Origin of the sequence: Rheinheimera oceanensis, assembly GCF_018831085.1 — a bacterium.
GTDB lineage: Bacteria > Pseudomonadota > Gammaproteobacteria > Enterobacterales > Alteromonadaceae > Alishewanella > Alishewanella oceanensis.
The window spans coordinates 688,512-714,740 of sequence record NZ_JAGPNM010000002.1; the positions used below are offsets into that span (position 1 = coordinate 688,512).

The 26,229-nt window shown below is 48.4% G+C and carries 24 protein-coding genes; 9 read left to right on the top strand and 15 right to left on the bottom strand.

All coding sequences use genetic code 11. The features are described 5' to 3' along the window. Positions 1-83 precede the first annotated feature (83 nt). Complete coding sequence (locus J3B89_RS07735; protein ID WP_215396937.1) at positions 84-731, top strand: hypothetical protein; 648 nt, start codon at positions 84-86, stop codon at positions 729-731. 883 nt (positions 732-1,614) lie between these two features. Here J3B89_RS07735 and J3B89_RS07740 read toward each other — a convergent pair. Next, entirely contained in the window at positions 1,615-2,895 is a 1,281-nt protein-coding gene (locus tag J3B89_RS07740) for a tyrosine-type recombinase/integrase (protein ID WP_215396938.1), read from the bottom strand. 289 nt (positions 2,896-3,184) lie between these two features. Between J3B89_RS07740 and J3B89_RS07745 the strand changes: the two genes are divergently transcribed. The 5 genes from J3B89_RS07745 to J3B89_RS07765 all read left to right on the top strand — a co-directional run bounded on the left by J3B89_RS07745 (position 3,185) and on the right by J3B89_RS07765 (position 7,005). Then, on the top strand, positions 3,185-3,946 hold the full coding sequence (locus J3B89_RS07745) for a substrate-binding periplasmic protein (protein WP_215396940.1): 762 nt from the start codon (positions 3,185-3,187) through the stop codon (positions 3,944-3,946). Positions 3,947-4,046: 100 nt separating this feature from the next. After that, a complete protein-coding gene (locus tag J3B89_RS07750; protein ID WP_215396941.1) occupies positions 4,047-5,387 on the top strand; it encodes a hypothetical protein in 1,341 nt (446 codons plus the stop codon). A gap of 3 nt (positions 5,388-5,390) precedes the next feature. Next, complete coding sequence (locus J3B89_RS07755; protein WP_215396942.1) at positions 5,391-5,867, top strand: hypothetical protein; 477 nt, start codon at positions 5,391-5,393, stop codon at positions 5,865-5,867. Further along, positions 5,867-6,157, top strand: a complete 291-nt coding sequence (locus tag J3B89_RS07760; RefSeq protein ID WP_215396943.1) for an immunity protein Tsi6 family protein — start codon at positions 5,867-5,869, stop codon at positions 6,155-6,157. Before J3B89_RS07755 ends, J3B89_RS07760 begins: the two co-directional genes overlap by 1 nt. A 128-nt stretch (positions 6,158-6,285) precedes the next feature. Continuing rightward, positions 6,286-7,005 carry an ankyrin repeat domain-containing protein gene (locus tag J3B89_RS07765; protein WP_215396945.1) on the top strand — a complete coding sequence of 240 codons (720 nt, stop codon included), beginning with the start codon at positions 6,286-6,288 and terminating at the stop codon, positions 7,003-7,005. 22 nt (positions 7,006-7,027) lie between these two features. Here the strand turns inward: J3B89_RS07765 and J3B89_RS07770 are convergent, their stop codons facing one another. The 5 genes from J3B89_RS07770 to J3B89_RS07790 all read right to left on the bottom strand — a co-directional run bounded on the left by J3B89_RS07770 (position 7,028) and on the right by J3B89_RS07790 (position 14,735). Then, entirely contained in the window at positions 7,028-8,065 is a 1,038-nt protein-coding gene (locus tag J3B89_RS07770) for an ABC transporter ATP-binding protein (RefSeq protein WP_215396947.1), read from the bottom strand. After that, complete coding sequence (locus J3B89_RS07775; protein ID WP_215396948.1) at positions 8,065-9,705, bottom strand: ABC transporter permease; 1,641 nt, start codon at positions 9,703-9,705, stop codon at positions 8,065-8,067. The genes J3B89_RS07770 and J3B89_RS07775 overlap by 1 nt, the downstream gene beginning before the upstream one ends. Positions 9,706-9,743: 38 nt before the next feature. Further along, complete coding sequence (locus tag J3B89_RS07780) at positions 9,744-10,766, bottom strand: Fe(3+) ABC transporter substrate-binding protein (RefSeq protein WP_215396950.1); 1,023 nt, start codon at positions 10,764-10,766, stop codon at positions 9,744-9,746. Between the two features lie 160 nt (positions 10,767-10,926). Next, positions 10,927-12,273, bottom strand: a complete 1,347-nt coding sequence (locus J3B89_RS07785) for a 5-methyltetrahydrofolate--homocysteine methyltransferase (protein WP_215396951.1) — start codon at positions 12,271-12,273, stop codon at positions 10,927-10,929. Between the two features lie 68 nt (positions 12,274-12,341). Next, a complete protein-coding gene (locus tag J3B89_RS07790) occupies positions 12,342-14,735 on the bottom strand; it encodes a TonB-dependent receptor (RefSeq protein ID WP_215396953.1) in 2,394 nt (797 codons plus the stop codon). 181 nt (positions 14,736-14,916) lie between these two features. Here J3B89_RS07790 and J3B89_RS07795 point away from each other — a divergent pair, with 181 nt between their 5' ends. Genes J3B89_RS07795 through J3B89_RS07805 form a run of 3 tightly spaced genes read left to right on the top strand, consistent with a single transcriptional unit; the run spans position 14,917 to position 16,770 of the window. Beyond that, positions 14,917-15,291, top strand: coding sequence for a MerC domain-containing protein (locus J3B89_RS07795; protein ID WP_215396955.1), 375 nt, complete (start codon positions 14,917-14,919; stop codon positions 15,289-15,291). Beyond that, on the top strand, positions 15,278-16,498 hold the full coding sequence (gene zigA / locus J3B89_RS07800) for a zinc metallochaperone GTPase ZigA (protein WP_215396956.1): 1,221 nt from the start codon (positions 15,278-15,280) through the stop codon (positions 16,496-16,498). The genes J3B89_RS07795 and zigA overlap by 14 nt, the downstream gene beginning before the upstream one ends. Further along, the gene (locus tag J3B89_RS07805; protein ID WP_215396957.1) at positions 16,495-16,770 is read left to right on the top strand and encodes a hypothetical protein; all 276 of its coding nucleotides are present in this window, start codon (positions 16,495-16,497) and stop codon (positions 16,768-16,770) included. The genes zigA and J3B89_RS07805 overlap by 4 nt, the downstream gene beginning before the upstream one ends. A 54-nt stretch (positions 16,771-16,824) precedes the next feature. Here the strand turns inward: J3B89_RS07805 and rraB are convergent, their stop codons facing one another. Genes rraB through nudF form a run of 9 tightly spaced genes read right to left on the bottom strand, consistent with a single transcriptional unit; the run spans position 16,825 to position 26,118 of the window. Next, positions 16,825-17,196 (bottom strand): ribonuclease E inhibitor RraB, encoded by a 372-nt coding sequence (gene rraB, locus J3B89_RS07810; protein WP_215396958.1) that lies wholly within the window; start codon positions 17,194-17,196, stop codon positions 16,825-16,827. Positions 17,197-17,200: 4 nt separating this feature from the next. Then, on the bottom strand, positions 17,201-17,992 hold the full coding sequence (locus J3B89_RS07815) for a 1-acylglycerol-3-phosphate O-acyltransferase (RefSeq protein WP_349814201.1): 792 nt from the start codon (positions 17,990-17,992) through the stop codon (positions 17,201-17,203). A gap of 39 nt (positions 17,993-18,031) precedes the next feature. Further along, entirely contained in the window at positions 18,032-20,320 is a 2,289-nt protein-coding gene (gene parC, locus J3B89_RS07820) for a DNA topoisomerase IV subunit A (protein ID WP_215396959.1), read from the bottom strand. A 3-nt stretch (positions 20,321-20,323) separates the two neighbouring features. Then, positions 20,324-21,730, bottom strand: coding sequence for a tetratricopeptide repeat protein (locus tag J3B89_RS07825; protein ID WP_215396961.1), 1,407 nt, complete (start codon positions 21,728-21,730; stop codon positions 20,324-20,326). Between the two features lie 31 nt (positions 21,731-21,761). Then, positions 21,762-23,657 carry a DNA topoisomerase IV subunit B gene (gene parE / locus J3B89_RS07830; protein WP_215396962.1) on the bottom strand — a complete coding sequence of 632 codons (1,896 nt, stop codon included), beginning with the start codon at positions 23,655-23,657 and terminating at the stop codon, positions 21,762-21,764. Between the two features lie 35 nt (positions 23,658-23,692). Next, positions 23,693-24,265 (bottom strand): YqiA/YcfP family alpha/beta fold hydrolase, encoded by a 573-nt coding sequence (locus tag J3B89_RS07835; protein ID WP_215396964.1) that lies wholly within the window; start codon positions 24,263-24,265, stop codon positions 23,693-23,695. 2 nt (positions 24,266-24,267) lie between these two features. After that, entirely contained in the window at positions 24,268-25,041 is a 774-nt protein-coding gene (locus tag J3B89_RS07840; protein WP_215396966.1) for a metallophosphoesterase family protein, read from the bottom strand. Then, a complete protein-coding gene (locus tag J3B89_RS07845) occupies positions 25,041-25,481 on the bottom strand; it encodes a DUF1249 domain-containing protein (RefSeq protein WP_215396968.1) in 441 nt (146 codons plus the stop codon). The genes J3B89_RS07840 and J3B89_RS07845 overlap by 1 nt, the downstream gene beginning before the upstream one ends. Position 25,482: 1 nt before the next feature. Then, positions 25,483-26,118 (bottom strand): ADP-ribose diphosphatase, encoded by a 636-nt coding sequence (gene nudF, locus J3B89_RS07850; RefSeq protein ID WP_215396969.1) that lies wholly within the window; start codon positions 26,116-26,118, stop codon positions 25,483-25,485. Between the last annotated feature and the right edge of the window lie 111 nt (positions 26,119-26,229).

The window sequence follows — 26,229 nt, forward strand, 5'->3', positions numbered from 1 at the left end:
AATATGAACTCCCTCCATAGCTCATCGAAAAACTTAATTGGCTATATTTGATATGCATTAAGTATCAAGGATTTGAAAAATAGATGGCTACAACTGAGACAGTAGAAGACCCATTAAAACTATTAAGTGATATTACATTACCTGATCCTAGACAAAAGCATTTTACGGGGTCACTAAGAGATCGCCATGCAGTACTTTGCCGAATTAATCTACATGAAGGTGTGCCGGTTGAGGTTCGGCAGTCATTTGAAACTGCAAAAAATTTATCACTGTATACCTGGTTCGTATATAGGTTTCATCAGGTTTCTGAGTTGATGGCTTATGTGACATTAGAAATGGCTTTACGAAATAGGTTCTTGTTAGATTATTCAGACTTACCTGTCCCAACTTTAGCAAAACTTTTAAAACTTGCCAGCGAGAAGCAGTGGATAAAAAATGATCGGTTCCCGAGCTTATTATCGAAGGCAAAGCAACACGCATGGGATTTAAAAAATTTTAAATTAGCTTCTGAACATGACTTTGAAAAAGAACCCGAAATGAGGTGTGTTGGACCAACAGATACCGAGATTGCCGAGGCATTGGCTGAAATTGACTTAGTTGGTGGGATAACAAACACGGCCAACAAATTACGCAATGATCTTGCACATGGGTCTACAACTCTTCATCCGCAAAGCATGTCTACGCTTAAAACAGTATCAGAAGTAATAAACCAGCTGTTTGAAAAGCTCTAAAATATGGGACATCCGTGTCCACATCTTTTATCTGGTATGGCAACTAGGACTGCAGTAATAGCACCCGTCAAATTTATTACCAGGAAACTTCCGATACGCCTCCTGAACAGCCGACTGACAAGTGGCATGCTCACCAAGAGAAACTCGATTTTCTGCATTAGGTAAGTACTGACACGTATTTTCATTGTGAACTTCATGTTCGCCAGTTGATTGAGGATTCTTGTTAACTATATATTTAGCCATTTTGGGCTCCTAAATTGTACAGATTAAAAATAAAGCCCCCTCAGAATTCAAGGGGCTTTTGGTGCAGATCAATTGGGAGTTGATCTGTAATGTTCAGGAACCTTCGTACCATCTTTTTTGGTATGCGCTGGAACGTGAACTTTCTTTTTACCGCTCTGTGTTTTAGCCATGCTAAAAACTCCTGGCTTGAAAGTTAATATTTGGCTGATACAATTCAGGTCCCACGTCAAAGGGAGTAGCAGCCGCTTAGGTTGAAACTTTGACCTATAACCGTTTCGACGGCGGTTATAGGTCTAACCACACACCTGAAACACAATATATAGTTTATTGCACTCCGGCAAACACAAGATAGTGTGTCTAATTTGATTTGGCAAGGCTTTTGACTGGTAAAATAAACAGTAGTATTTTCGTTAATGTGAGTGAACACTAACTTGTTAACATCTGTGCTTAAAAGACGCACAGGAAAGGCAAGTGTTTGTGTTGGATCTAATCAATCTATCAAAAATTTTCTAATGCTAAATTGGTCTAAAAAGCACATTCAACTCTTTGTTTTTAAGACCGTATTTCGAAAGGAAGTTTGTTTGGGAGCTAGCCTAAGCTGTTTAGGCACTATTTTGAGAGGTAGCGCCTGATTCAAAGCTCAGATGCACTTCCTGCGTTTATAATTTTGCTCCCATTGTAGATAGCGTTTTGCCCACCTCTCGGCAACTGAATCACTGTATTGCCATTTTTTCTCGACTTCTTCTTTCTTGGGCAAAATAACACCTGATAGTTGCTGGCTGTACATCCTAGGGATGGCATGGCTGTAGTGCCTTTCTATCATCTCAATGCTTGTACCACACTGGCGAGCCAGTACATCAATTGGTACTGTTTGAGCGACCAGCTCCCACGTGATATATGAGTGTCTCAGGGAATACAGGGTTCTGATACCTTGCGAAGCTTGTTCTAAGTCCGATATTTGTAATGCTTGCTTAAAATGCCGGCTGATTTCATTTGTGGTACTGCCATCAGGCAGCCTAAAAAGCAGGTCGGTTGCTTTTCGGTTTGGGAACATTTGTGTTAATCGATATATAGACTGCTGTAACGGCTTTTTACATACGACTTCACGCGTTCCTGTATAAAGGGTGGTCTTACCTTTGCGTACAGTGATATAGAATGTTGCAACGCCACTTTTATGCCTCTCGATATGGATGTCACCCCATGTCAGATTATCCATCTCAGTACCGGGCCGCATACCGGTGTATATAACAAACTCAGAATACTCATATGCCAGTAACCGGATGTCTTTAGTTACCTGTTTGCGACTGTTGTCTTCCATATCGCTCAGCGTTTCTAATATTTTTTCATACTCTTCAGGGGTAAATGCTGCTCTGCGAGAGTGAGAAACACCGTTGGTTGATAGCGATGGCACCTGCATAGGTAACAGCCATTTGTTTTCGACAGCTTCTTTGAACACCATCTGCATTGCGGCGTTATGTGTAAGCAAGGTGGACTTAGAAGGAACCTTTTTCATTAGGTTAATACGCCAGGTATCAAATTCCCGGAGTTTCTCTGCATCGACAGAGGTAATATAAGTGCGGTCAAAGAATGGGATGTGGTAACGTCTCAGCACACCAACATAGTCATTGAACACGGCTTTACCGGTGCCGCGTTGCAGCTCGGTCTCCATGTGCTGAATGGCTTTTTCAGCGACGTCACGAAACCGTTTGCTAATGGTAAGAGTATTGTTCTCTGCTTTAATCTGGTGCTCTATAAACAGGCGATGGGCAGCGTGGATAGCTTTATCTTTATCAGTATGCTTGGTGGCTTTGGCGTACCATTTACCATGCAGGACAAAACGAGTGTACCACTTCTTGCTATTGTCCTGTAGGTAGATATAGTGTTCATCGGATAAATTGTGGCGCTCTAATTGTTTGCTCATAGATTACTGTTTCTGAAAGTTGATTTTGCAAAGATTTTGCAAAGTGTCTAGTTATCGCTTATAACTCATTGTATAGCAACAAGTATAGTACACACAAAACTTTCAAAATCCGCCGGGGGAAACTCCGTGTCGGTTCGAGTCCGACCCTAGGCACCAAATATATCAATAGCTTACTTCATCTTATACACTTATCAGTTCTGTTTTCACAGCAGCTACTGCGCAACTTCTGTTAGCATTTTTATCACTCTGTGCCACACTTGTTTACTCAAATGCGTACCGCAGGTGCCCGATGAATCGGTTTTATATTACATTACTGCTGTTGGTTACAGTATTTTGTAACCCCCTGCCTGCCCAGACTGACACAGTGCTGTTGTCGAGCAGCAATTATTACCCGCATTATGCGGAAGATCTGCCACAGCAAGGCACTGTAAGCGAAATAATCCGCCAGGCATTTTTACTGCAAGGCATAAGTATTGAAATCGATTTTATGCCCTTTGCTAGGGCTTATCGCGAAAGCCAGCAGGCAAATTATATTGGCCTGGTAGCGGCCTGGTATGACGATAAACGCGCTGAGCACTTTTATTACTCCCAGCCTTTATATGCAAACCAAATAGTATTTTTTAAACGTAAAGATATCACGGTCAGTTACCGTGATTATGCCGATTTGGTGCAGCAAAAATTACGTATGGCGGTGGTGCAGGGCTACCTGCATTTGCCTGGTTTACTGGAAAGTGGCATTACCACCGTGCAGGTAGCAACCGACGAACAGGCATTTCAAATGCTGGCACGGGGCCGGGTTGATTTAGTACCGGCAGACAAACTTAACGGCCTTTATTTAATTGACGAAAAATTACCGCAATACGCCGGACAATTAGACTGGATGACACCAGCACTGGAACAACGGCCAATGTACCTGCTGTTATCGAAGAAAGACCCACGCTCAGAAATGCTGATACAGCGGTTTAATACCGGCCTGCAGCAGTTACGCCAATCGGGCCAGTATCAGCAAATTATTGATAACCTGCTCCCCCTCCCTGACAGCAAAAAATAAACTTTAATTGACATTTTTGCATCAATTTGGAACAATTCACCAATTGTAAATTTATTGTTTATATAAATCTGCTGTTTTAACAGCAAAGCAAGGTGGCAGGATGCTGGACAAACAATACAGCGGCGTAGTACTGGAAGATAAATGGGGTAATACCTATTTATGCAGCAACAGCTTGCTGGCCTATTCAGATTTAGGGCAGGATTATCTGTGGAAAGTACAGGACAGTATATACGGCAGCTACTTTTTACATGACTTAGAACCCCACTGGGACTTACGCCGGATATGGGGCGAGATGTACCAGCACGCCAGACCATGGGAACATAACTTAACCAAATATACCGACTTTCAGCTGCGTGACAGCCTGCTAAGCCTGTTTGCTGAGCGCAAAATGTGGGTATGGCAACTGACCGAAGGCTGGAGTAAACCACCTACAGACAACGGTATAGGCGACGGCGGCTTAGCCCCGGCGGCCAGTAGCAACACCAGCACAACACCGGCAGGAAAAGCTAATAAACCCGGTGGCGGTGTTGCTGCGGAACAACCAGTTGCAGCCAAAGCAGCAGTTCATGGAACGAAAGCTGTGCCTGTAGCTGTAGCCAAACCTGCAGCATCAAAGAAAGTGGAACCTGAAAGTCTGGAACACGCCCAGCAAATTCTGGCCGAACGTCGTAAGCAAATAGAGCAATCTGGCTATCAACCGAAGTATTCAGATGCAGAGCTACTAGCCATAGCGGAAGCTGGTGATATTGCGAACGATCGTTTTCATGTCCGTTTGGTATTCAATAATGCTGAAAAAGCCATGGGTTCAACTCTCGGATTTAGACGCAATTCAGGCAGAGCACCTTATTGGGCTACGACTTTTGACATGGCTGAAGCAGCTGATACCGATCCAGAATTACTGGCTTGTATTTTGGGTATTGAAAACTACTCCCCAGACAGCGAATTTAGTCTTGTTATTATTGATACTCATAATCTGCCACCTCAAGCAGAAAGGCAGAGTTTTGTACCAACATTCGATAACATGACTGCGTTTTGTAACAGTGAATTCACCGTTGAAGAATTGGGCAACCTTCAAGACGTGTCGGCAGTTCTAAATGAAGAATGTGCTGAAGAGTATGCTGCGTTTATGACTGAATATAAGGCTACCGGGCAAAGCGAGCATGATCCAGATGCTGTGAAAAGGTATCTTAAAATCACGGGCGCAGATAAGCAGGCTACAGAGAAAATGGTACTGCGGCACAAAGTACAATCCGAATGTGGTGCAAATACCTTGTTCTCTGGCAATGGTTTAACGAAAGTGAATAACAAAAATCGTTATGCTGAGGATGTCCCACAACAATTTGGCGTGGCCGAAACCTTTACTTTTGAGCGAGATCCTCTGACGCTTAAAGAGCTAAGCCCTTCTGTTGCAATGATTCCAGCAAAACCTATAAAAGGCTAATAAATGTTGCTTAACACAAATAGTTTACCCTCAGGCTATAAGAATATTGCTGAGCTAGATTATCTCTTGTTCGCAAAGCAGAGATTATTCATTGTTTCATCAGATAAAAAATTAGTATTGATCAAAAAAGCCCCCTCGCCTTACCCTAATTATGAAGACGAGCCAGGACTTCTGGTATATCAAACTGAATTCCCAAGAACTGCTGCAGCCTGGATAGTTGATGCAATCGAAAACAGATTGTGGCGCTCGGCAGCGGAAGGCGGTGAGCCTTCCGGTAAAAACTCTGTAACTGAATCTGTCGCTGGTGAAAAACTTACGTTACGCCGCACCATGGCAGTCGGTGACGCCCGCGAGAAAGGCTTTATATTAATTAACGCCAGCCGTAAAAGTGTAAATTTTGATGAAGATTATCAAGAGATCGAGTTTTCAGATCGCTTGCTAAAAGAAGGTGGTTTACTGGATGTGCTACGCAAACTGTAATGGCATTAATTATGGATTACCAAGCACTTTACACTGCGGCAAACAATGTTGTTGTCGCTATCGATATTCGGACGCTGCAACATGCATCGCCAGATATACTCGCGTCGATTAAAAATCAGATGATTTTCATTCGCGACAATGCCGCGGCGGGAAGGAATCCCTCTGATGAATTGGCACCAGGGGCCAAATTTACTTATGCAATTTTGGCATCACGGGAGTTCGCAAGCCCAGAAGAATTGGTGCTACAAGATTTAATAGACAAAGTAACCAGCATCCTGATTAGAAAATGATACTTCAATCAAAGTGCCTACTCCTTGCTATCAGCCCAATCAAGAAGCTTGTTTCTATGCGTAGCTTCCTTGTATTAATGATTATGCTTGTTGGCCTGCTTAGCAGCTGCAAGTCAGAAGGAAAGGATATGAAAGCCGAACTATTTTTCTCTGCTGAGATGGTTAATTTACTGCACGCAATTCAGCGCAAAGACGAAAAAACAGCAACATCGCTTATAGAGCGCGGTGTTAATCTGAATGTGCAAGGTGATGAAGGTATCACCCCCCTGTTATGGCTGATTATGCAAAAAGACCCTGCAGCGGTGGAACTTGCACTGCAATTGGGTGCCGATGCCAACTTTCCGGCGCTGGTAAAGATTAACCGTGAAGGCCCCAAACCAGCCCAACCACTGGCCATTTTAGCCGGTGATGGTGACAACAAGTTATTTAGCCTGTTGTTAAAATACGGCGCTGATCCTGACTCAAGAGATGAATCAACCGGGCGCCCGGCCTTATTTAACATTGTAGGACACGACAACTGGGAGCAGTTTCAGCTTTTGCTAAAAGCCGGCGCAGACATTAATGCACGGGATAACACCAACCGTAATGCCGCATTGTATGCCGCCACCTTACTGAAATATGATTTCGTCGTTAAACTGCTGGAACTTGGTATAGACTTCAAAGAGCCCAACAAAGGCGGCGTTACTCTGGCTCACGCGATAGAAACCGTATTTGAAGATAACCGCAGAAATTCAAATTTTAAAATAAGCGAAAACGTGTATACCGCTAAAAAAATGCTTGAAACAAAAGGCGTTACTTTCCCCCCACCAACACCCAAAGAAGTTAAAGCACAGCAGGGTATAAAGTAGCTGCAGCTAAGTTACAGCCACCTTAACTGCGTGGAAATAATACCAGATGATCCAAATCGAGCCGGATGCCAATTTGCTCGCCAATAGCGTGGTTATGGTGGCTGAGTGCTAAGCATTGCACCGGCTCGCCACTTTGCAGTTTTAGCTGATACATAATGTGCGAGCCGCGAAAGGCTTTATCTGTTACCTGCGCAGTAATACCACTGCTGTCGTCGTGTACTATGTCATCCGGCCGGATCAGCACGTCTACTTTATCACCCGGTTTTGCTGTGCTGGCATAACGCTGACGAAACAGCCCAAGGCTGGTTTGCACCTGTTGTGAATCGAGCATAGTACCGGGTAACAGCACACCACGGCCGATAAAGTCGGCAACAAAACGGTTTTGTGGCTTGTGGTATAGCTCATACGGCGTAGCCCACTGTTGCAGGCGGCCATGCTCCATTACGCCTATCATATCGGCCATGGCAAAGGCTTCGTTTTGATCATGCGTTACCATTACCGCAGTAATATGCAATTGTTGTAAAATTTGCCGTATTTCACGTGCCAGGCCTTCACGCAGCTCGGTATCCAGGCTGGAGAAAGGCTCGTCCAGCAGTAACACTTTGGGTTGTGGTGCTAATGCCCTTGCCAACGCCACACGCTGCTGCTGGCCGCCGGATAACTGATGAATATAACGCTGGCCCAGATCAGGTAACCCAACCAGTTGCAACAGCTGTTTTACCTTAGCCGCTTTAGTTGCCTTTGATGTTTTCAGTAAACCAAAGCTGATATTGTCGGCCACGCTAAGATGGGGAAATAACGCAAAATCCTGAAATACCATACCAACATGGCGCTGCTCTGGTGCCAGTTGCACAGTTGCGCTGCTAACCGGTTGCTGTTGCAGGCTGATACTGCCCTCGGCTACCGGCTCAAAACCGGCAATGGCACGTAATAAAGTGGTTTTGCCGCAACCGGACGGGCCAACTAAACAGCCTATCTGGCCCTGTGCTAATGACAGACTAATGTCTTTCACCACAGTATGGCCAGCGTACGCTACCGCTACCTTTTGTAAATCCAGCATTAAAGTTTTCCTTTCAAACTCGAATCTACTGAGCGCGCCAGCAGGATCACCGGCAATAAACTTACCAGCACAATAGCCAGTGCAGGCAGCGCTGCATCAGCTAAACGCTCATCTGATGCCAGCTCATAAGTACGTACCGCCAGCGTATTAAAGTTAAAAGGCCGTAAAATAAGCGTGGCTGGCAGTTCTTTTAATACATCAACAAACACCAGCAGTAATGCCGCCAGCACACTGGAGCGCAGCAGCGGTACATGCACCTTTTGCAATACCTGTAACGGCGTATAACCTAACGAACGCGCAGCGTTATCCATACTGGGCTTGATCCGCTCCAGCCCTGCTTCAACACTGTGCAGTGACACCGCTAAAAAGCGCACACTATACGCCAGCAACAACGCAAACAAAGTACCGGAAAAAATAAGCCCGGTGCGGATACCAAACCATTGCTCAGCCAGTAAATCGATGCGGCCATCCAGATACGCCAGCGGTAACATTACACCAATCGCAATAACGGTACCTGGTACGGCATACCCCAACGCGGCCACACGCACCGGTGCCTGCACCAGTACATCAGCGCGCAGCCGTTTACCATAGGCAAACAGCAAGGCCAACAATACAGAAATAACCGCCGCCATCGCTGCCAGCGAAAAGCTGTTCCATACCAGTTGACCAAACTGCGGCGTAAGGGCTTGCGCATAATTGCTAAATGCCCAGCTAACCAACTGTACTGCAGGAATAACAAAACCAAATAATACCGGCAGCAGGCATAGCAGCAGCAGTAACACCTGGCGCCCAACGCTAATATTACGCCTTGGTGCAGCGTTATTGCGCTGGCCCTGATGATAGTAACGGATTTTACGCCGTGACCAGCGCTCCAGCAGCAGCAACAATAAAACAAAACCGGTTAACATAGCCGCCAGTTGTGCGGCAGCCACCTGATTTCCCATACCAAACCAGGTACGGAAAATACCGGTAGTAAAAGTCGTCACACCAAAATACTGTACTGTGCCGTAGTCAGCAAAAGCTTCCATCATTGCCAGGGCAGTACCGGTTAAAATAGCCGGGCGTGCCAGCGGTAATGCAACTTTCCAGAAGTGCTGCCGTGGCGTTAGCCCAAGGGTGCGGCTGGCTTCAAACAAGGAGGCCGATTGCTCACGAAAAGCACTGCGCGCCAGCATATAGACATAAGGATACAGCACCAGCGACAGCATAATAATGGCGCCACTGAGCGAGCGTATTTGCGGAAACCAGTAATCGCCATAGCGCCAGTCGAACTGAGCCCGTAGCGCAGTTTGCACCGGGCCGGCAAAGTCGAGCATACCGGTGTAGGTGTAAGCAATAATATAGGCAGGCATAGCCAAAGGCAGCAGTAACAACCACTCCAGCACACGCCGGCCAACAAACTGATATTGGCTGATGATCCAGGCAGATGCCGTGCCCAGCAATAAGGCTCCTAAACCTGTACCACCGGCCAGCACCAACGAATTGATGACATAGTCGGCCAGTACGGTCTGGCGTAAATGCTGCCAAACCTCAGGTTGTGGGTTAAAAACACTGGCAAAAATTACCAGTACCGGCAGCGCCAGCACTAGGGCTGGCAGCAATACCGACCAACGCCAGACGTCACGCCAACCATGCTTCATCCGGCGCCTACCGCATTACAACAAATTGAATTCAAAGATTATTTCCAGCCAGCGCGATCCATTACACGAATGGCTTCAGCGTTTAATTGCCCTAATTTGTCCAATTGTAACTGGTCTGCTTTAAATTCACCAAAACCTTGTAAAATAGCACTGGCTTTAACACCTTCGCGCACAGGGTATTCGTGGTTTACCTCGGCATACCATTGCTGTGATTCTGCCGTTGTCATATATTCCAGCAATTGAATAGCCTGTGCCTTGTTTGGCGCATATCTGGCCACGCCGGCACCTGAGATATTAATATGAGCGCCACGGCCATCCTGATTTGGCCAGAACACTTTTACTTTCTCTGCTTCTGCTTTATCACGCGGGTCGGCCAGCATACCGCCTAAGTAATAAGTGTTGGCAAGGGCTATATCACATACACCTGCTGCTGCCGCTTTAATTTGATCACGATCCCCTCCTTTTGGCGGCATCGCGAAGTTGGCGACCAGACCTTTGGCCCAACTCTCTGCGACAGCAGAACCATCATGGGCAATTAAACTGGCAGTCATCGACTGGTTATAAATATTGTCAGACGAGCGCACACAAATACGGCCTTTCCATTTCGGGTCGGCTAAATCTTCGTAAGTTGACAGCTGTTCTGGTTTTACTTTGCCGGGTACATACATAATGGGCCGGGCACGCATGGTAAGGCCATACCATAAGCCGGCAGGGTCGCGTAGCGCCTCCGGAATAGTGTTGCTTAGCACATCTGATTCCACGCTTTGCAACACGCCCTGCTCTTTGGCACGGTATAAACGGCCAACATCGGTGCTAATCAGTACATCAGCCGGGCTGTTACGGCCTTCACTAACCATACGGCTAATCAGCTCATCAGGCTTACCGGTGATCAGATTTACTTTAATGCCGGTATCGGCGGTGAATTTATCCAGCAACGGTTTAATCAGCTCTTCCTGCCGTGCTGAATAGATATTGACTTCAGCTGCCTGCGCCGCTGCTATATTCATAAATGCGCTGGCAATACCTGCGCCAAGTAAAGTTAATGCATAAGCTGATTTCATACTGCCACTCCCAAAAGTGTTGAGCTAGAAAAGACAGGCTATATAAGCATAAATACGAATTATTCTCAATGAGATAAGGGGCAGACAGACAAAAAAAGGCCGTTAAATTTGCTTTAACGGCCTTTGCTATAACGCTAAAACGAACTAATGTCTGGCGGTATTAGTGATCATGCGCTTCGGCAGGCTCAGCAATACCCAGCCATACCAGCTTATGCGGCATAAAATTAAGTTGCTTGGTTGCCACAACCTCGGCATCAGCCGTGTCTACTGTCAGCAGTGTCCGGTCAATGGGGTTAATAACATAGACTTTGTCATCACTGGCAGAAATAGCCAGTTCAAACCGGCTGCCTTGTGGCATAGCGGTAACATCGGCAGTGGTTAGCTGAACTTTGGCCGCAAACTCAAACGCGGCTTCGCCGGTGCCTTCATGCTCATGGCCGTGATAGTTCAAAATGGTTAAATAACCCAAACTGTCCAGCAACACAAACTTACTGCCTTTGTCGGCAAAACCATAACCGGTTAGTGTTGCACCAGCTGTCGCTTGCCAGTCTATTAGTTGCATTTCGCCGTCGTGGGCGTGAATAGCAAAAGCACTGGTACCGGCAAAACCAACAAAGTGTCCGGCATGCATATTACCCACTAAAGTACCTATGCGCATGCTGCCGGTAATATCTGCAGTATTAGCCAGTTTGCTGGCAGTAAAGGTTGTGCCTGCCTGCTCTATCAGCAATACACCGTCGGTACAGCCAAAGCTGATAAAGTGTTCGTTTTGCGCGCTGCCATGCAAGCCAGGGCATAATTCGTCAAATACCAGTTCCTGGTGATAGTGGTCACCATGTTGCTCGTATACGGCTACTTTGTCTGGCAAGGTGGTTGCACTGTTGGCATCACGCACTGTTGATAACAGGTAATCACCGCGTGGCTGGGCTGCGCCGTGCATATTAACGCTGTAATTTAACACCGGATAACCATTGCTGTCGGTAGTAATATCTGCGTCGGTAATTACCGCTACCGCAGCGGGCGTGCTGCTGGCGGCGTCACCGTCAAAAAACACCGCTAGCTGGCTGTCACTGGCGGTGATATGTGTTGGCCGGCTATTGCTTAAGACAAAGCTGACTAACTCAGGATCTTGCTGGTAGTCATGCAGGTGATCAACATGATCTTCCTGATACAGGCCGCCATCGATAAATTCGACTCTGTCCGTGGTGCGTTGTATTGCCAGCGCATAACGGTGCGCTGGCGATGCGGCCAGCGCTGATGGAATATCCGCCACAGCAAAACTGTCCAGCAGGCTGCCATCACTCAACTCGTAAACTGACAACAGGTTTGAATCTTTGGCAGAAATAACCAAACGACCAGCTGCGCTAACGTCATCATGGTCATGATCGTGATCATCTTCCACCGGGATAGGATCTTTTTCGACAATATTGGTTGTGCTGTCACCACAGGCACTAAGTAAGGATGCACCGATCAGCAAGGCTGCCAGGCTTAATTTTGTTTGTAACATTACCACTCCTTGTTATAAGTAAAAGGTGCAACAGGCCAGGAACCAGAGTTAACCTGCTGCACAAAAAATCAAAAACTACCGCGTATACCCACGGCTACCGAGCGGCCGGGTAAAGGGGTTAAATCTTTTAAAAATGAGGTGTGTACCCGAGCTTCTTCGTCAGTCAGATTCTGGCCTTTGATATAAGCCGTTAACTGCTGGGGCCCCAAATCAAAGCGGTAACTGACACTGGCATCGAGCAACGTATAACCTGCTGTGGCTTGCTCCAGTTCAGACACTTTGTCTTGTTTAAAATAACGGGTAGCGCGTACATCAGCGCTTAGTGCATCCAGCTCGTAAGCCAGTTCTGCGGCCAGCCGCAGTGGTGGTGTGCGCGGCAGATCGCCGCCATCCTGGATCCGGGCCCGGATATAATCGCCCTGTAAGGTTAGTTTGAACGGATCATTAATCTGCCAGCTAAACTGTGCCTCCAGGCCATGCAAGGTGACATCAGCAGTGGTAAACAGATACACCGGCAACTCGGCGTCGTGGCTATGGCCGTGGTCATCATCACCGTGGTCGTGGCCCCCGTGATCATGACCGGATTCGGCAAACAGGCCGGTATTTTTCTGGTAATAGTAGTTGTCTATGCGGTTGTAAAAGGCATTCAATACAAAACCGGTATTACCGCTGAATTTACGCAGCGTAATATCCAGGTTGTTCGCTACTTCCATTTCAATTGGCTGGGTGTTCAGCACAAACTCATCGTCATCCAGCACAAACAAGGCTCCAACTTCATAAGAAGCTGTGCCGATATGTGCGCCAAACGATAATAATTCTGACGCTGCAGGCGCACGCTGTGAACGTGATACCGACAAACCAAGGTTATAGCCTTCGGTAAAATCCCACACTGTGCCGGCCGACACACTGTAAGGCGTAAAACGCTGGCTGACATCAAACACCCGGATAAACTCAGCACCGTGGTCATGATCGTGGCCATCGTCATCATGGCTATGGGCGCCAATATCAGGCAGCAACACATCGGCAGCGTCAATCGTTACCCGCTCTACCCGTGCACCTAATTGCACTAACCAGGGGCCAAAATGCCGCTCTTCCATCCAGCCCAGTGCCAGCATTTGCGTTTCTGATGGCGGGGTAAACGCTTCTTCGCCCACAGCTTCAAAATCACTGAATTTATAATGCAAACTTAAGCCACCGCGCCAGTCCTGATAAGGCCGGTGTAACAGCTCCAACCGGGCTTCCTGGCTGCGGTTTTTAAACCTAGTACCTACTGCTCCCCCTTCGATTTCGCTGTGCTCATAGTCGGTAAACGCCAACCGGGTATTTACTGTACGGATAAGGCCGGAGGAGAAGTTCAGCTCACTTAGCAACTGATAACGGTTTTGCGTTAAGTCAGCATAAACCTGCTCGTCGGCCGCGTGGTCATCGCCTTCTTCATGGCCACCATGCGAATGGCCGGGAATACCATATTCACGCTCTAAACGGCCGTAAGACCCCCCCACATAACCATTGTCGAGTAAATAACTCCCACCCAGGGTAAAACCTTTAGCGGTTGCAGCACTGCTGGCTACACGACCTTTTACTGCGTCGTCATCCGGTTGTGCTTCAGCAAAGCCCGGAATACGGTAATCGTCGCTGTCGCGCCAGAAACCATCAACATAGAGACCAATATTGTCAACGCCGGTAACCAGTGAACCTGCGGCCAGCTTTTCATTATTTACTGATTCACGCTGTAACATCCACTCGGCGCGGGTGCTATTGTTGGTAGGAATACGCTCATCTACTACGTTAACCACGCCGCCAATAGCACCGCTGCCGTAAAACAGCGTAGCCGGGCCACGTAGTACTTCAATCTGGGTAGCGGTGCTGGCCTCGCTTGCTACGCTGTGGTCAGGGCCAACGCGTGATGCATCACCGGCATCTAAGCCGTTTTGGGTAATTAAGACCCGCGGGCCATCCAAACCGCGGATAATAGGACTACTGGCAACGCCGCCATAAAAATTAGAATGCACGCCTACTTCGTTTTTAAGTGTATCGCCCAAGGTTCCGGCCTGACGCATTTTCAGTGCATCACCGGCCAGTACACTGACCGGTATAGCCGACTCGGTGGCGGATGCATGAAACGGGCTGGCTTTTACATCTATCACTTCTATTGTGCTGTTAAGCAACATCAGGCTGACATTACTCAGCCCCTGCTGCGGCACAGTGAAATGGAAATTACGGTGAGCATAGCGCGGTGCTTCAATATGCAGCTCAGCATCCTGCATTAGTAATTGGCTTACACTAAAGCGGCCAGCCTCGTCAGTAATGGTATGTTGGTTTTCACCCACCACCGTAACTTTAGCACCAGCCACAGGCTTGCCTGTGCTGTCGGTAACCACACCGGAAATAGACTCAGCACTTACCTGGCCGGATAACAGGCTACCAGCTACCAGACAGGCCACTATCGTTTTCTTAAACATCTTATTCCCCATAAATACACACGCATCGCAACTGCAACAAAGCGCAGCAGCATTTGACGGCCTAATTGTTATGTTATAACATCTTCCAACTTTTTGTTATGTTATAACATTATTTATCGCTATTGCAACGCTGACAGGCAAATAAGGTTGTTTTGCCCCAGCGACTTACCAAAGGAAGCTTATGAAAGATCTTATTGCCGCCGCCTTATCAGGTTTGTGCGTGGTGCACTGTATAACTACACCACTGTTACTGGCGCTGGGCAGCTCGGGCTTGCTGCTGGGTGTATTTAGTTCAGAATGGTTTCATTACCTGATGTTACTGCCCATCAGCGCCATGCTGGCCTGGAGTCTGCCCGGTGGCTGGTGTGTACACCGCCGTAAAACCCCTTTTGTACTCGGGCTTAGTGGCTTTTTATTATTAATTGCCTCGCTATTTTCCGGTCATGATGCCGAGGCTGCATTGGCGGTTACTGGCGGCTTACTGTTAATTGGCGCCCATTTGTACAACAGAAAACTGCTCCATAACCTACAGGTCGCTGAACATGCAGCACGCTAACCCCACAACAGATAAACGCCTGCCGGTTACCGTGTTATCCGGCTTTCTCGGTGCCGGTAAAACTACTTTGCTCAATCATATTTTGCACAACCGTGACGGCTTGCGCGTAGCAGTTATTGTTAACGATATGAGTGATGTGAATATCGACGCCAGAGAGCTGAACACTGATGTCAGCTTAAACCGCGCCGAAGAAAAACTGGTAGAAATGAGCAACGGCTGTATCTGCTGCACGTTGCGTGAAGATCTGCTGTTAGAAGTGGGCAAACTGGCCAAAGCCGGCCGCTTTGACTATTTGCTGATCGAATCAACCGGTATTTCTGAGCCACTGCCGATTGCTGAAACCTTCACCTTTGAGCATGAAGACGGCCAGAGCCTGGCCAACATTGCCCGGCTGGATACACTGGTAACTGTGGTTGATGCGGTTAACTTTATGGCCGATTTTGAGGCGGCGCAGGATTTAGCCGAGCGCGGCGAAAGCCTGGGCGAAGACGATGAGCGCAGTGTAGCTGATTTACTGATCGAGCAGGTCGAATTTTGCGACGTGTTAGTGATCAGCAAAACCGATCTGGTAACAGAGTTACAATTACAACGTCTTAAAGCCATTTTGCGCAGTTTAAACAGCCGCGCCCGTATTGTTCAGGCGCAGCAGGGCAAGGTTGAACCAGCGCAAATACTTAATACCGGACTGTTTAATTTTGAGCAGGCGCAACAGGCCCCCGGCTGGTTGCAGGAGCTACGCGGCGAGCACAAACCGGAAACCGAAGAATACGGCATTAGCAGCTTTGCCTTTACTGCCCGCGCTCCGTTTCACCCACAGCGCTTTCATGCCTTTTTACATCAGAACTGGCCCAGCGGCCGCCTGCTGCGCTCTAAAGGTTACTTTTGGCTGGCCAGTACCCCCCAATACGCCTGGTTGTGGCATCAGGCTGGTGGCATTGCCCGTTATAATATGGCGGGCTTATTCTGGCAGGCCGTACCGGCAGAGCAGTGGCCGCAAGAGCCGGAGCTACAAGAAGCTATTATGCAAAGCTGGACAGAGCCCTACGGCGACCGGCGTCAGGAACTGGTGTTTATTGGCCAGCAGTTGGATAAAACCGCTATGCTGACCCAGCTTGAAGCCTGTCTGCTAAGCGCTGACGAGTTGGCATTGGGTGAGCAACAATGGCCGCAGCTACCCAGCCCGTTTGCACAGGAACAAACGGCATGAGTGCTTTATCGTTTTCTGAATTTAAACCGCTAAACAATCTTCCGGCGCGTCAGCTTAGCGATAACAGCGCCGACGTATTGCCACAGATATTTGCCCCCGATATCAATCTGGTGAGTTGGCAGCGCGCGGCAGATCCGCTGATTAGCGCCTACTGTGCCGGCCTTACGCTGGCAATGCCGTTAAAACGTATTGTTAATATAGATACCGTACAAAGCGATATTGCCGCAGCATTACCAAGAGTATTACTGACGCTGGACCCAATATATCGCTGACTGAACCAAATGCAAAAAGCCGCTTGGCAGCGGCTTTTGGTCAGGCGTTAACTGTTACTCTTCATCATCGTCCAGATCCAGTTCGTCTTCGTCACCTTCAAAGTAGGTGCCCCAGCCGTCGTACTCAACTTTATGCTTGTGCGCCAGCTCTTCTAATTTAATGGCATCAGCAACAATGCTATCTGCATCCAGAGGCTGTTCACGAATAGCGTCAAACACCCAGGCGCTGCCGCCTTCTTCAAACTCGACTTCTTCGGCATCAGTTACTTCATAGCCCAGCTTAAACAGCTCTACCGCCAGCTTTTCCAGCTTGGCGAAGTCTTTGTCGTAAAAGTGATGCTCAATAGTGTAAAGCGCATCCGGATCGCTGCCATCTTCTAATAAGGCGGCGATGGTGTCTTCGGTAAATTCCTGCCAGTTTTCCATAAAATTACTCTTTAGCTGCAATATTTCTGGCAGTGTAGTCGTTGCCCAGTTCGCTATCAAGTAAAGCGATTTTCTGTAGCATCTGTTGGTGGGTATTTTCGGCAAACTGGCGGATATTAAGTTGCTCTGCCGGCAGTTCCAGAGGCGCCATCAGCTCTACAATCACTTTGCCGTTGTTCCAGCGGTTTAGCTTAAACTGACTGTGGGTGCTGCTCATGCATACCGGCACCAGAGGCACCTTTGCTTCCAGCGCAATGTGAAAAGCACCGGCTTTAAACGGCAATAAACCGCGGCCGTAACTGCGCGTACCTTCAGGGAACATCCATACCGAGATACTATCACGGCTGATACGCTCGGCTGCGCCCAGCATAGCGCCCAAAGCGCGGCTTTTATTTTGCCGGTCTATCAGTATATTGCCGCTCAGCCAGTACAACTGGCCAAAAAACGGGATGTACTTCAGGCTTTTTTTTCCAATAGTGACTGTACGTGGTTGTACCCCATTACTAATAGTGAATAAATCGAGGTTATTCTGGTGGTTAGCAATATAAACATAGGGTTTACCAGGCTCGATAGCTTCATGGCGGCGAACTTCAACACTAATACCGCAAATACGTGACATCCAGCCATACCAACGGGAAAATACATAAACATTATTCGGATGAAATGGCCGCACCAGACAAATAAGTAACCCCGCCAGGGTGCTGATAATAAAAAACAGCACCAATAAAATTAACCTTACTACCGCTATCACTGCTATCTCCGCTTTACCGCCACAGGCAGTTGTTGTCACCGGCACAAAAAAGGCGCCGTAAAAAAGGCGCCCAGTATAGCGGCTTTACTCGGTACTGCTGGTTTGATCACTGCTGGCTTCGGCTCCCTGGTTAACCAGTACTTCATCAATACGCTGTAAGCCCCGTGGTAACTTATTGCCACGCCGGCCACGTTCACCATGGTAATGCGCTAAATCGTCTGCTTTTAGCCCTAATTTACGCTTACCCGCCACTAAGGTAACGCTGCCATCTGCCGGCACTATCGCCAACTGACAAACGTACTCTTCACGGCTGGCAGCCCGGGCCGATGGTATAGACATCAGCTTATTGCCTTTACCTTTACTTAATTTGGGCAGGTCGGCAACCGGGAATACCAGCATGCGGCCTTCATTAGAAATACACAACACCAGATCCGTTTCAGGCTGCTTTACCACTAACGGCGGCAGTACTTTAGCCCCCACCGGTAAACTTAGCACTGCTTTACCGGCTTTATTACGGCTGAGTAAATCACTATATTCGGCAACAAAACCATAACCGGCGTCAGACGCCAACAACAACGCCTGTTTTTCATCGCCCAGTAACACATGATCAAAGCTCTCTCCTGCCACCACAGCAAAGCGGCCACTTAAAGGCTCGCCCTGGCCGCGGGCAGAAGGCAGTTCGTGCGCTTCAGTGGCAAAACTGCGCCCGGAAGAGTCTATAAATACCGCCATCTGGTTTGACCGCCCTGTTGCCAGGGCCTTGAAAGCATCACCGGCCTTGTAACTCAGGGCATTGCCATCAACGTCATGGCCTTTGGCACAGCGTACCCAACCTTTTTCCGACAACACTACGGTAACCGGTTCACTGGGTAGCAGCTCTTTTTCACTTAACGCTTTGGCTTCACCGCGCATAACTATGGGGCTGCGGCGCTCATCACCATATTTTTCAGCATCGGCTAACAGCTCGTCACGAATGAGTTTGGTCAGCTTTTTCTCTGAGCCTAAAATGCTTTGCAATTTGTCCCGCTCTTTGGCCAGTTCGTCCTGCTCGCCACGGATCTTCATTTCTTCCAGTTTGGCTAAATGGCGTAACTTCAGCTCTAAAATGGCTTCAGCCTGGCGTTCTGTAACGCCAAAAAAGGCTATCAACTCGGCTTTAGGATCGTCAAAGGTACGGATAATACGGATCACATCGTCGATATTTAAAAAGGCAATTAATAAACCTTCCAGTACGTGCATACGATCCAGCACTTTATCCAAGCGGTGCTGCAAACGCCGGCGCACAATGTCACGGCGGAATGTTAACCATTCGGTCAGAATTTCCAGCAGGTTTTTTACCCGTGGCCGTTGGTCCAGGCCAAGAATATTAATATTAACCCGGTAGCTTTTTTCCAGGTCGGTGGTAGCAAACAGATGCTGCATTAACTGTTCAACATCAATACGGTTAGAACGCGGCACTATCACAATACGGGTTGGATTTTCGTGATCCGATTCATCGCGTAAGTCGCTGACCATGGGCAGTTTTTTTGCCTGCATCTGCGCGGCTATCTGCTCCAGCACCTTAGAACCCGACGTTTGATGCGGCAATGCCGTGATCACAATATCACCGTCTTCCTGGCTGTACACTGCGCGCATTTTTACACTGCCACGGCCGGTTTCATAAATGGCAGCAAGATCAGCTGCCGGGCTGATAATTTCAGCATCAGTCGGGTAGTCCGGGCCTTTTACATATTGCATTAAGTCCGTTACGCTGCTGTGCGGGTTATCCAGCAAAGCAGCACAGGCATGGGCTATTTCACGCGCGTTGTGTGGCGGTATATCTGTCGCCATACCCACGGCGATACCGGTAATACCGTTCAGCAATATGTGCGGCAGGCGTGCCGGCAGTACTTTTGGTTCTTCCAGCGTGCCGTCAAAGTTCGGTAGCCAGTCGGTAGTACCGGCGCCAAGCTCAGACAACAGCACTTCGGAGAAGCGCGATAACTTGGCTTCGGTGTAACGCATCGCAGCGAAAGATTTCGGATCGTCCGGCGCCCCCCAGTTACCCTGACCGTCAACCAGCGGATAACGGTAAGAGAACGGCTGAGCCATCAATACCATAGCTTCGTAGCAGGCACTGTCGCCGTGTGGATGAAATTTACCCAGTACGTCACCGACAGTACGGGCAGACTTTTTATATTTAGCCAGATGCGACAAACCCAGCTCAGACATGGCATAAACAATACGCCGCTGTACCGGTTTTAACCCATCACCTATATGTGGTAAGGCACGGTCCATAATAACGTACATGGAGTAATTTAAGTAAGCTTCTTCGGTAAAACGACGCAGTGGTAACTGCTCAACACCATCTTGTGAAATTACGGTTTCTGTCATAGCTTATCCTGTCTGCTCTGAGGCATTACCGGCTACAGAGCGGTTTTTCGCTTTATGCCGGGTGAGTTGCCACAGCAATAAAATCAGTAATATTAACGTTGAACAGCCCAGAATGCCGAGCCACAACAGCTGCACCTGGCGTTCGCGCTCAGCCTGGTTTAGCCGCAGCGCTTTTAGTTCATTATCCTGCACCAGCAAGCGGTTGCGTTGCTGTTGTTGTTCGTGATCAAAGTTAAGCCGCATTTGCTCTATCGCCAGCTCATTCTCTTTGTTACGCACATTCTGAAACAGTAAAACAAAATCATGCAGTTGCCGGTAAGCCCGGTCAAACTGGCCCTGTTCAGCCTGTAGCTCGGCTTTTAAATACATAATACCAAGCCGGATTGGGCTATCATCTTCAACCCCATCATTGTTTAAGCTTTGCTCAGACAGGATTAACTGCTGCATAGCCAGCGAGCTTTGTTTTAATTTCTGATAAATAAGCGCTTTTTCGTAATAATGAGTAGCAATATGTGCTTTGGACTGCAACTGCGGCAGATACTCCTCTGCTTTGGCAATATAACTTAGTGCTGCATCACCGCTGTTACTCTGGCTACTGGTGATCGCCAGACCAAGATAGGCATGATACAAATTCACCTTATCTTGCGACTGCTGACTTTTTTGCAGCATTTTATTGTAGTGTTGCAGTGATAATTCGTACTGCTCTAAAAAGCCGTAGGTACGGGCCAGATTAAACAATACGGTGATTTGATTTTTCTGCCAGCCCAGTTGTTCATATAATGTCAGCGCGGTTTGCAGCAACGGGATACCGTCTTTCTCGTAAGCCAGTGACGCATAAAGTAACCCCAGTTCGGCGTTAGCTTCGGCCAGCACCTCGGTATCATCCAGCCGTTGTGCGCGCTGATAGGTATCTTTTAACAACGCCAGCGCCTGCTGGTTCTGGCTCCGGTTGCTAAACACTGCAGCCTGATTAATCTGGCCGAGCAAGATAAGTTTTTCATCATCAAGCAGAGTAGCCAGTGCTATACCCTGTTCATAATGCTGCAAAGCGCTGGTATCGTCGGCCTGCATTTCTCTGGCAAAGCCCAGCGTATATAACAGCTCCACTTTAGACAATGATTGCAACTCACCTAACAAGGCCAGCCCTTGCTCTGCCGCTTGCTGCTGCTCCTGATGCCGGCCCAGTGCGGCAAACAGTGCAGCTTGTTCGGCATACCACTGCGCCTGCACCGGCTCAGGTAAGCCAGGCAAATCGGCCTGGTGTTGCTGCAGTAGCGCCAGCATCTGTTCTGGCTGCTGGCGTTTCTGTTCAACCACCTGCTGCAACCAGCCAGGTAGTGGTGCACTATACAATCCCTGACTAAACAACAGAGCACTGCCCAGAAGTATTACTGTAATGTGTTTTGTCACCGTTATAGCGCCTTATTATTGTTACTGCAGCCTATACAGTAATGGCGGCTTTATCGCCTTTTAATTCCAGCCAGTCGCGCCGGTCTGTGGCGCGTTTTTTCGCCAGCAGCATATCCATTAATTCCATCGTTTGTGTTACATCATCTACCGTAAGTTGCACTAAACGCCGGGTATTGGGGTCCATGGTGGTTTCACGCAACTGCAACGGATTCATTTCACCCAAACCTTTAAAGCGCTGCACATTAACCTTGCCGCGTTTTTTCTCTGCTTCTATCCGGTCCAGCACACCATTTTTCTCATCTTCATCCAACGCATAGTACACATCTTTACCGATATCAATGCGGTAAAGCGGCGGCATGGCAACATAAACATGGCCTGCTGCTACCAGGCTGCTGAAGTGGCGCATAAACAATGCGCATAGTAAGGTGGCAATGTGTAAACCATCAGAGTCGGCATCGGCTAAAATGCAAATTTTACCATAACGCAACGCGGTTAAATCGGCACTGTCAGGGTCCATGCCGATGGCAACAGAGATATCATGTACTTCCTGCGATGCCAGGATCTGGCCCGATTCTACTTCCCAAGTATTAAGAATTTTACCGCGTAACGGCATTACTGCCTGAAACTGACGATCCCGGGCCTGTTTGGCACTGCCCCCTGCAGAATCGCCCTCAACCAGAAACAACTCGGTGCGGTTAAGATCCTGCGCTGAGCAATCTGCCAGCTTGCCAGGTAAAGCCGGGCCTGAAGTAATTTTTTTACGCACAACCTTTTTTGCCGCTTTCAGCCGCTTTTGCGCATTATTAATACAAAAATCAGCCAGGCTTTCGGCAATATCAGTATGTTCGTTCAGCCATAAGCTAAAGGCATCTTTAACAATACCTGAAACAAAAGCCACCGACTGGCGCGACGACAAACGCTCTTTGGTTTGACCGGCAAATTGTGGATCCTGCATTTTCAATGACAAAATATAAGCGCAGCGATCCCAGATATCTTCCGGCGACAGCTTAATACCGCGTGGCAACAGGTTACGAAACTCGCAAAACTCGCGCAGCGCCTCAAGCAAGCCCTGGCGTAAACCATTAACGTGGGTACCGCCCTGAGCAGTAGGAATAAGGTTGACATAGCTTTCAGTTACCAGCTCGCCGCCTTCAGGCAACCACAACAGCGCCCATTCCACCGCCTCGGTGCTGGCACTAAAACTGCCGGTAAACGGCTGTTCTGGCAGGCAGATATAATCTTTTACCGATTCAGCCAGATAATCTTTAATACCGTTCTGATAACACCACTGATATTGCTGCTGGTTTACTTTGTCATCAAAGCTCACGGTTAAACCCGGACACAACACCGCCTTGGCTTTTAGCACATGCAGCATGCGGCTGACAGAAAACTTTGGCGAGTCAAAATACGATGCTGTTGGCCAAAACCGCACCCGGCTACCGGTATTGCGCTTGCCGACTGTACCGGTAATGCTTAGCTCAGACACCTTGTTACCATGCTCAAACGCCATTTCATAAATATTACCGTCACGGCGCACAGTCACGTCAACCCGGCTGGATAGCGCATTTACTACCGAAATACCCACACCGTGTAAACCACCGGAGAACTGATAGTTTTTATTGGAAAACTTACCGCCGGCATGCAGGCGGCAAAAAATCAGCTCTACGCCGGTAACGCCCTCTTCCGGGTGAATATCCACCGGCATACCTCGGCCATTATCTATTACTTCCAGTGACTGATCGTCATGCAGTATCACCTGCACGGTATCGGCATGGCCTGCTAATGCTTCATCGACACTGTTATCAATAACTTCCTGGCCAAGATGATTGGGCCTGGTGGTGTCGGTATACATTCCGGGGCGACGTTGCACGGGTTCAAGCCCGGTCAGTACTTCAATCGAATCGGCGTTATACTGTTGTGATGTCATAGTCTCGGTCACTGGCTGATAGGATTAAGCGCGTTTTACGCGAGTTGGCAAAAATTGGCAATAGTCGCAAGCTGCGCGGCATAGCCGACATAACTGTGATCACCACCTTCGCTCAGTTTTATTTCTGCACCCTGATAGTAATCAAGCGCTAAGCGGTAATCTAACACTTCATCACCGCTTTGCAACAGCACCAGGTAATTCTGCGGCTGCTGTAACCGCGCAGGCATCAGTTGCTGCAATGCAGCCATGTGCGCTGCAGTTACATCATAGTGCTGTTGTAGTACCGGATGATAATAGCGACCCAAATGCTGATTTAATACAGTGTGCGGTGCCACCGCCGGGTTAATCAGGCAGGCGCGGCAGTTAATTTGCTCAGCTATGCAGGTAGCCAGAAAGCCCCCCAGCGAGCTGCCAATTAATGCCACATCACGCCGCTGGCCTATATGTTGCTGAATAAGCGCCAGCGCAGCGGTCGGCTCATAGGGCAAATCCAGCGCGCTAAAATCGGTACGCGGGTAATATTGCTGAAAAAATGTTTTAGTCTGCACCGCTTTGTCTGACAACGAAGAGCTGGCAAAACCATGTAAATACACTACTTTTTTATTCATTCTTACTTCTTCGCGGTTAAATCAAGTTGGCGGAACTGCCAGCTTACCTTGCCCGTGGCAGAAAAAAACCAGTCACACCACTGTGGTCCGCCGTTGACGGTTTGCCAATCGGGCGTTGGCAAAAACTGCACTGAGCTGGCCGGGCAGCCAACAATATCAATATCATGCTCACGCCGATGATAAGCATAGTGCGCATGGCCGTGAGCAATACCAAGAACACGTGGCTCGGCAGCTATAGTCTGCCACAGCCCGGTTTGATCCAACTGGCCGTGTTTATCAATAAAGCAATTAAGTGGCCGCGGGTGATGATGACAAAACAGCCACAGTGCCTGCGCAGTGCTTTGCCGGCATTGCTCTGCCAGCCATTGTTGCTGTGCTAGCGGGAAAACACCGGCAGGCGTCGGCCCCTTGGTATCAAGCAGCAGCAACTGCCAGTGCGCCAGTTGCAGGCTGCGTTCAGGCCGGAACGGCGCTTGCTGGCATAATACCTCAAGCCGGGCAATATCATCATGATTACCGGGCAAACAAAATACCGGGCAGCTAAGCGGTGCCAGCAACCGGGCCAGCAGTTGGTAAGATTCTGCACTGTGATCCTGGGTAACATCACCGGTTAGCAGCACAGCATCAGGTTGCTCTGCTGTTAGCGTATCGACAATAGCGGCCAGGTGCACAGCCGGCTGTATCTGTTGGTAAGTATCGCTAGAAGTGGCCAGCAAATGGCAGTCGCTCAGCTGGGCAATACGGTATGCCGGTTTAGGGCTAAAGCGGTACTGCATCAGGCGAACGCTAACTCGCGGTTTATATAACCCTGGCCGGCACATAGCTTTAACCAGTCGCGTAGCAGCAGGTTAATCTGGCGTTTCTCATCCGGTAACAGCATGTCCAGATTAGGGTAGTCATAACGGGCTTTAAAACCACTGATCTGCTGGCAGGCCAGCACTTCGGCAACCCGGGCGTCATGATACAGCCGTACCACAAAGCTGGGGCGGAAATAAACGTCACGTTCGTCTGTCAGCTCAATGTGTAATGTGGTAGTAAAGCGCGCCACATCAGTAACACTAATGCGATAGCAATGCAGATCCGAAACCTGAATTACCGTAGCCTGGCCTGTTTTTGCATCTTCAGCCAGATAGCGGTTCAACTGAGCATAGTTACGTTCGCACAGCGCCAGGAAATCCGGTAATTTTGGTACATATTTCTGGCGTTTAAACCACACCCTAGCCTCCCCAGGCTTGTTTTACTTTGTCCAGATTAAGTGCCAGCCATTGCAGGGCAATGACACTGGCAGCATTGTCAATTTTTTGCTCAGCCAACAATTGCATTGCAGCGTTGCGCGGCACCACATGCACTTTAATATCTTCATGCTCTTCTGCCAGGCCAAATACACCGCTTTGCACCGGTTGCGTTATCCGGCCTAAAAACAGCTGAATGCGTTCGGTAGTGCCACCCGGGCTGGATAAGTAGCTAAGCATAGGCCAAAGTTCGTCGATTGTTAACCCTGCTTCCTCATAGGCTTCACGTTTTGCTACCTGTTCAGCGCTTTCGCCGGGTTCAATCATACCGGCAACTGCTTCCAGCAACCAGGGACTGTGGCTGGTAGCTGCGGCACCGGCACGAATTTGCTCAATCAGCACCAGCTCATCTGTTTGGGCATTGTAAGGCAGCACCACCACCGCATGGCCACGCTCAAAAATTTCGCGCTGAATCGGTCCGCTCCAGCTACCGTTAAACAACCGGTGGCGTAAGGTATAACGCTCCAAGCGGAAGAAACCCTGAAAAACCGTGGTTTTGTCGAGAATCTCCAGATCCTGCTGGCCAAATGATGGATACTCGCCAAAGTTGAATTTAGACATAACGGCACTCACATTCTGTTACACTCTTGCGTGTAACTTTACGGTTTAATGATTACTTAGTTTACAGTAACAGAGTATTATTCGTGCAATTTCCTTTTAGTTGGCCAGGAT

Bases quoted from the DNA above. Each gene is read 5' to 3' on its own strand.
- J3B89_RS07740 (WP_215396938.1), bottom strand. From the start codon at position 2,895: ATGAGCAAACAATTAGAGCGCCACAATTTATCCGATGAACACTATATC.
- J3B89_RS07745 (WP_215396940.1), top strand. From the start codon at position 3,185: ATGAATCGGTTTTATATTACATTACTGCTGTTGGTTACAGTATTTTGT.
- rraB (WP_215396958.1), bottom strand. From the start codon at position 17,196: ATGGAAAACTGGCAGGAATTTACCGAAGACACCATCGCCGCCTTATTA.
- J3B89_RS07735 (WP_215396937.1), top strand. From the start codon at position 84: ATGGCTACAACTGAGACAGTAGAAGACCCATTAAAACTATTAAGTGAT.
- J3B89_RS07775 (WP_215396948.1), bottom strand. From the start codon at position 9,705: ATGAAGCATGGTTGGCGTGACGTCTGGCGTTGGTCGGTATTGCTGCCA.
- J3B89_RS07765 (WP_215396945.1), top strand. From the start codon at position 6,286: ATGAAAGCCGAACTATTTTTCTCTGCTGAGATGGTTAATTTACTGCAC.
- J3B89_RS07755 (WP_215396942.1), top strand. From the start codon at position 5,391: ATGTTGCTTAACACAAATAGTTTACCCTCAGGCTATAAGAATATTGCT.
- J3B89_RS07780 (WP_215396950.1), bottom strand. From the start codon at position 10,766: ATGAAATCAGCTTATGCATTAACTTTACTTGGCGCAGGTATTGCCAGC.
- parE (WP_215396962.1), bottom strand. From the start codon at position 23,657: ATGACATCACAACAGTATAACGCCGATTCGATTGAAGTACTGACCGGG.
- J3B89_RS07835 (WP_215396964.1), bottom strand. From the start codon at position 24,265: ATGAATAAAAAAGTAGTGTATTTACATGGTTTTGCCAGCTCTTCGTTG.
- J3B89_RS07770 (WP_215396947.1), bottom strand. From the start codon at position 8,065: ATGCTGGATTTACAAAAGGTAGCGGTAGCGTACGCTGGCCATACTGTG.
- zigA (WP_215396956.1), top strand. From the start codon at position 15,278: ATGCAGCACGCTAACCCCACAACAGATAAACGCCTGCCGGTTACCGTG.
- J3B89_RS07785 (WP_215396951.1), bottom strand. From the start codon at position 12,273: ATGTTACAAACAAAATTAAGCCTGGCAGCCTTGCTGATCGGTGCATCC.
- nudF (WP_215396969.1), bottom strand. From the start codon at position 26,118: ATGTCTAAATTCAACTTTGGCGAGTATCCATCATTTGGCCAGCAGGAT.
- J3B89_RS07760 (WP_215396943.1), top strand. From the start codon at position 5,867: ATGGCATTAATTATGGATTACCAAGCACTTTACACTGCGGCAAACAAT.
- J3B89_RS07790 (WP_215396953.1), bottom strand. From the start codon at position 14,735: ATGTTTAAGAAAACGATAGTGGCCTGTCTGGTAGCTGGTAGCCTGTTA.
- J3B89_RS07750 (WP_215396941.1), top strand. From the start codon at position 4,047: ATGCTGGACAAACAATACAGCGGCGTAGTACTGGAAGATAAATGGGGT.
- J3B89_RS07795 (WP_215396955.1), top strand. From the start codon at position 14,917: ATGAAAGATCTTATTGCCGCCGCCTTATCAGGTTTGTGCGTGGTGCAC.
- J3B89_RS07805 (WP_215396957.1), top strand. From the start codon at position 16,495: ATGAGTGCTTTATCGTTTTCTGAATTTAAACCGCTAAACAATCTTCCG.
- J3B89_RS07840 (WP_215396966.1), bottom strand. From the start codon at position 25,041: ATGCAGTACCGCTTTAGCCCTAAACCGGCATACCGTATTGCCCAGCTG.
- parC (WP_215396959.1), bottom strand. From the start codon at position 20,320: ATGACAGAAACCGTAATTTCACAAGATGGTGTTGAGCAGTTACCACTG.